Source organism: Streptomyces sp. FH025 (assembly GCF_017427025.1).
Classification (GTDB): Bacteria; Actinomycetota; Actinomycetes; order Streptomycetales; family Streptomycetaceae; genus Kitasatospora.
Genome location: NZ_JAFLNG010000531.1, coordinates 1 through 5,505, shown reverse-complemented (window position 1 = coordinate 5,505; position 5,505 = coordinate 1). Strand labels below are relative to the sequence as shown.

Genomic DNA, 5,505 nt, shown 5'->3' with positions numbered 1-5,505 from the left:
CCCGGCGACCGGGACGGCGGGCGCGGGCCGACTGAGCGGCACGGCACGCACGGGTGCGCCGGGCGGGGCGGGATCAGAACTGCGGGTGCGGGTGCGCGGTGCGGGCCCTGGCAGGAGTCACAGGGTGGGACCGGCGGGGAGGAGCAAGGTCAACAGGCACAGATGGAACTCGCCTGGCGTCGCAGATCGACGTGCAGGCGGCAAACCAGAGTGGCGCCGGAGTCCATGTGCCGGATCCTTCCGGAGCAGGTCGGACGAAGTCAAGCTGAGCGTGGGCCGGGCGCGAGTGGAGCACTGGGGAGGGGGAACCTCGCTCGCTTTCACTCGAACGAGTAAGGATGCGACTTTCGGGGTAGATCAGCGTTTCATCCCACCCGGGCGTTTCATCCCACCCGGGACCGACCGCGTGTCCGCGCAACAGGATCGCCCCAGACGCGTTACCACCGACGTATTGTCAGGCCACCGAGGCCCGGCCTACCGTCTACAGATCGCTTTCTACGCACGTAGACCCCTGCGGTTCCCTGAGCGGCCCGCAGGCGAGACCCGCCCCGTCAACCCTCAGACCGCGGGCCCGACCGCACGGCCGGACCGCGGAGTTGCGGAGGTACCCATGTCGCAGATCGTCCGTGCCGCGCTGGTCCAGACCCGCTGGACCGGCGACCAGGAGAGCATGATCGCCCTCCACGAGAGGTACGCCCGCGAGGCCGCGGCCCAGGGCGCGAAGATCATCGGCTTCCAGGAGGTCTTCAACTCCCCGTACTTCTGTCAGGTCCAGGAGTCCGAGCACTACCGCTGGGCCGAGGCCGTCCCGGACGGCCCGACCGTGAGCCGGATGCGCGAGCTCGCCCGCGAACTCGGCCTGGTCATGGTCGTGCCGGTCTACGAGGAGGAGCAGACCGGCGTCTACTACAACACCGCCGCCGTGATCGACGCGGACGGCAGCTACCTCGGCAAGTACCGCAAGCACCACATCCCGCAGGTCAAGGGCTTCTGGGAGAAGTACTACTTCAAGCCCGGCAACCTGGGCTGGCCGGTCTTCGACACCGCCGTCGGCAAGGTCGGCGTGTACATCTGCTACGACCGCCACTTCCCCGAGGGCTGGCGCGCCCTCGGCCTGGCCGGCGCGCAGATCGTCTACAACCCCTCCGCCACCAGCCGCGGCCTGTCCGCCTACCTCTGGCAGCTCGAACAGCCGGCCGCCGCCGTCGCCAACGAGTACTTCGTCGCCGCCATCAACCGGGTCGGCACCGAGGAGTACGGCGACAACGACTTCTACGGCACCTCCTACTTCGTGGACCCGCGCGGCCAGTTCGTCGGCGACGTCGCCTCCGACAAGGAGGAGGAACTCGTCGTCCGCGACCTCGACCTCGGCCTGATCGAAGAGGTCCGCCAGCAGTGGGCGTTCTACCGCGACCGCCGCCCCGACGCCTACGGACCGCTCGCCGAGGCCTGAGGAGCAGCGCGATGACCACCCGCGACCCGCACCAGCGCACCGTCGTCCGCGGCGGCCTCGTCATCACCGCCACCGACGAACTCCACGCCGACGTCCTCATCGAGGGCGAACGCATCGCCGCCCTGGCCGCCACCGGCAGCGCCGCCGCCGAGGCCTGGAGCGCCGACACCGTCATCGACGCGACCGGCCACTACGTCATCCCGGGCGGTGTCGACGCCCACACCCACATGGAACTGCCCTTCGGCGGCACCGCGGCCTCCGACACCTTCGAGACCGGCACCCGCGCCGCCGCCTGGGGCGGCACCACCACCATCGTCGACTTCGCCGTCCAACCCGTCGGCGGCTCGCTGCGCGAGGGCCTGGACGCCTGGCACGCCAAGGCCGAGGGCAACTGCGCCGTCGACTACGCGTTCCACACGATCGTCTCGGACGTCAACGACGGTGTCCTGAAGGAGATGGACGCCCTCGTCGACTCCGGCGAGTCCACCTCCTTCAAGCTCTTCATGGCCTACCCCGGTGTCTTCTACAGCGACGACGGCCGCATCCTGCGCGCCATGCAACGCGGCGCCGCCAACGGCGGGTTGATCATGATGCACGCCGAGAACGGCATCGCCATCGACGTCCTCGTCGAACAGGCCCTGGCCGCCGGCCGCAGCGCCCCGCGCTACCACGGCGAGGTGCGGCACGAGCTGCTGGAGGCCGAGGCCACCCACCGGGCGATCCGGCTCGCCCAGGTGGCCGGCAGCCCGCTCTACGTCGTGCACGTCTCCGCCGCCTCCGCGCTCGCCGAACTCGCCCAGGCCCGCGACGCCGGGCTCAACGTCTTCGGCGAGACCTGCCCGCAGTACCTCTTCCTCTCCACCGACAACCTCGCCGAGGAGGGCGCCGACGGCTTCGAAGGCGCCAAGTACGTGTGCAGCACGCCACTGCGGCCCCGCGAGCACCAGGCGGCGCTCTGGCGCGGGCTGCGCACCAACGACCTCCAGGTGGTCTCCACCGACCACTGCCCGTTCTGCTACGTCGGGCAGAAGGAACTCGGCCGCGGCGACTTCTCGAAGATCCCCAACGGCCTTCCGGGCGTGGAGAACCGGATGGACCTGCTCCACCAGGCCGTGGTGGACGGGCACATCAGCCGGCGGCGCTGGGTCGAGATCGCCTGCACCACCCCGGCCCGGATGTTCGGGCTGCACCCGCGCAAGGGCACCGTCGCGCCGGGCGCCGACGCCGACCTCGTGGTGTACGACCCCACCGCGGTGCAGACCGTCTCCGCCGCGACCCACCACATGAACGTGGACTACTCGGCCTACGAAGGACGTCAACTCACCGGCCGGGCGCGGACGGTGATCTCGCGCGGCACCGTCGTGCTGAACGACGGCACCTGGCTTGGACGGGCCGGGCACGGCACCTTCCTGCGCCGGGACACCTGCCAGTACCTCGTCTGACCGCTCGCCCCCAACCCTTCTGACCTGCCGCCGCCCGTTCGGCGATCGGGCGGCGGCCAGACCTCCCCTTCCGGAGCCACCCATGGACATCGGCCTCGTCCTGCAGACCGACCCGCCCGCCCGCCTGCTCATCGACCGCATGATCCGCGCCGAACAGGCCGGGTTCAGCCACGGTTGGACCTTCGACTCCTGCGTGCTGTGGCAGGAGCCGTTCGTCATCTACAGCCGCATCCTCGCCGAGACCGAGCGGCTCACCGTCGGTCCGATGGTCACCAATCCCTCCACCCGGACCTGGGAGGTCACCGCCTCCCTGTTCGCCACGCTCAACGACATGTACGGCAACCGCACCGTCTGCGGCATCGGCCGCGGCGACTCCGCCATGAGGGTCGCCGGACGCCAGCCCGCCACGCTCGCCCGGCTCTCCGAAGCCATGCACGCCATCAAGGAGTTGGCCGAGGGGCGGACCGTCGAGGTGGACGGCACCGAGATGCACCTGCCGTGGGTGCGCCCCGGCGCCGCGCTGCCGATCTGGATGGGCGCGTACGGACCCAAGGCGCTCGACCTGACCGGCCGTCAGGCGGACGGATTCATTCTCCAGCTGGCCGATCCGTACCTCACCGAGTACATGGTCAAGGCGGTACGGGCGGCGGCCGTCGAGGCGGGCCGGGATCCGGACGCGCTCACCATCTGCGTCGCCGCGCCCGCGTACGTCACCGTGGACGACTCGCCCGCCGCGCTCGCCCACGCCCGGGAACAGTGTCGCTGGTTCGGCGGGATGGTCGGCAACCACGTCGCCGACCTGGTCAGCCACTACGGCGAGCACTCCGGCCTGGTGCCCGACGCCCTCACCGAGTACATCAAGGGCCGCCAGGGCTACGACTACAGCCACCACGGGCGGGCCGGGAACCCCGACACGGCCTTCGTGCCGGACGAGATCGTCGACCGCTTCTGCCTGATCGGGCCGGTGGAGACCCAGCGCGCCCGGCTCGCGGAGCTCCGTTCGCTCGGCGTCGACCAGTTCGCCGTCTATGCCATGCACGACGCGGTCGAGAGCACCATCGACGCCTACGGAACGGACGTCATCCCCCACCTCTGATCCCAGTCGTGTCAGACGGGAGTTGCCCATGGCCGACACCGCTACCGGCGGCGGCAGACAGCGGCAGCACCCCGACGGCCGGGTCGAACTCGACCCGGCCGCCGCGGCGTTGCCTCCCAACGGCTTCACCAGCGACGACCTCCGACCGGTCCCGGTGCGACGGCGCACCTGGACCACCTACAACTTCCTCGCGCTCTGGGTCGGGATGGCGCACAACATCCCTTCCTGGACGCTGGCTTCGGGTCTGGTCGCGATCGGCATGGACTGGCGGCAGGCCGTCCTGACCATCGCGCTCGCCAACCTGATCGTGCTGGCGCCGATGCTGCTCACCGGGCACGCGGGAACCAAGTACGGCATTCCCTTCCCGGTGTTCGCCCGGGCCTCGTTCGGGCTGCGCGGTGCCAACCTGCCCGCGCTCATCCGGGCGGCGGTGGCCTGTGCCTGGTTCGGCATCCAGAGCTGGATCGGGGGCGAGGGGATCTTCCTGCTGGCGGGCAAGCTGATCGGTGAATCCTGGCGCACGGCAGGGGAGTTCATCGGCTATCCATGGACGCAATGGGTCTCCTTCCTGCTCTTCTGGCTGATCGAGATGGCCATCATCGCCCGGGGGATGGAGACGCTGCGGCGGTTCGAGAACTGGGCGGCGCCGTTCGTCATCGCCGGAGCGCTGGCGCTGCTGGCCTGGATCGCGGTCAAGGCGGGCGGGTTCGGGCCGCTGCTCTCCCAGCCGTCCCGACTGGGCTGGGGGAGCGGGTTCTGGAAGGTCTTCTTCCCCTCGTTGATGGGGATGATCGGGTTCTGGTCCACCCTGTCGCTCAACATCTCCGACTTCACCCGGTTCGGCGGCAGCCAGCGGGCCCAGATCCGGGGGCAGGCGCTCGGGCTGCCGACCACGATGACGCTCTTCGCGCTGTTGTCGGTGCTGGTCACCTCGGGTTCCGAGGCGGTCTACGGCGAACCGGTGTGGGATCCGATCAAGCTCGCGGCGAAGATGGAGAACCCGGCGGCGCTCCTGTTCGCGCTGCTGACCGTACTGGTCGCGACCTTGTCGGTGAACATCGCCGCCAACGTCGTCTCCCCGGCCTACGACCTCGCCAACCTGGTGCCCAGGTTCGTCAACTTCCGTACCGGGGCGCTGATCACGGGCGTGGTCGGGATCGCGATCTTCCCCTGGAGGCTCACCGCCGACCCGCACGTCTACATCTACGTCTGGCTGGGCGTGGTCGGTGGTCTGCTCGGGACGGTCGCCGGAGTGCTGATCGCGGACTACTGGGTACTGCGTCGTACCCGTCTCGAACTCGCCGACCTCTACCGGCCGTCCGGTGTCTACTGGTACGCGTCCGGGTGGAACTGGCGGGCGGTCGCCGCGCTGCTGGTCGGCGGCCTGCTGGCGGTCGGAGGCTCCTACTCCACCATCGACGCCCACGGCGCCAAGCAGGGCCCGTTCCCGACCGACGGCCTCATTCCCCTCCTCAAGCCGCTCGCCGACTACGGCTGGGCCGTCGGCTTCGCCT

The 5,505-nt window shown here is 70.1% G+C and carries 5 protein-coding genes; 4 read left to right on the top strand and 1 reads right to left on the bottom strand.

Translation table 11 applies throughout. From position 1 onward, the window contains the following. Positions 1-149: 149 nt before the first annotated feature. Positions 150-227: a putative leader peptide gene (locus tag J0670_RS40635; protein WP_107086570.1), complete on the bottom strand. Its 78-nt coding sequence runs from the start codon at positions 225-227 to the stop codon at positions 150-152. 383 nt (positions 228-610) lie between these two features. Here J0670_RS40635 and J0670_RS28620 point away from each other — a divergent pair, with 383 nt between their 5' ends. From J0670_RS28620 to J0670_RS28605, 4 genes are all read left to right on the top strand, one after another. Beyond that, a complete protein-coding gene (locus J0670_RS28620; RefSeq protein ID WP_207814588.1) occupies positions 611-1,453 on the top strand; it encodes a nitrilase-related carbon-nitrogen hydrolase in 843 nt (280 codons plus the stop codon). Positions 1,454-1,464: 11 nt separating this feature from the next. After that, positions 1,465-2,895, top strand: coding sequence for a dihydropyrimidinase (gene hydA / locus J0670_RS28615; RefSeq protein WP_207814587.1), 1,431 nt, complete (start codon positions 1,465-1,467; stop codon positions 2,893-2,895). 82 nt (positions 2,896-2,977) lie between these two features. Further along, positions 2,978-3,991 carry a TIGR03842 family LLM class F420-dependent oxidoreductase gene (locus tag J0670_RS28610; RefSeq protein WP_207814586.1) on the top strand — a complete coding sequence of 338 codons (1,014 nt, stop codon included), beginning with the start codon at positions 2,978-2,980 and terminating at the stop codon, positions 3,989-3,991. 28 nt (positions 3,992-4,019) lie between these two features. Then, positions 4,020-5,505: NCS1 family nucleobase:cation symporter-1 (locus J0670_RS28605; RefSeq protein WP_207814585.1), on the top strand; the 1,486-nt coding region annotated here is incomplete at its 3' end.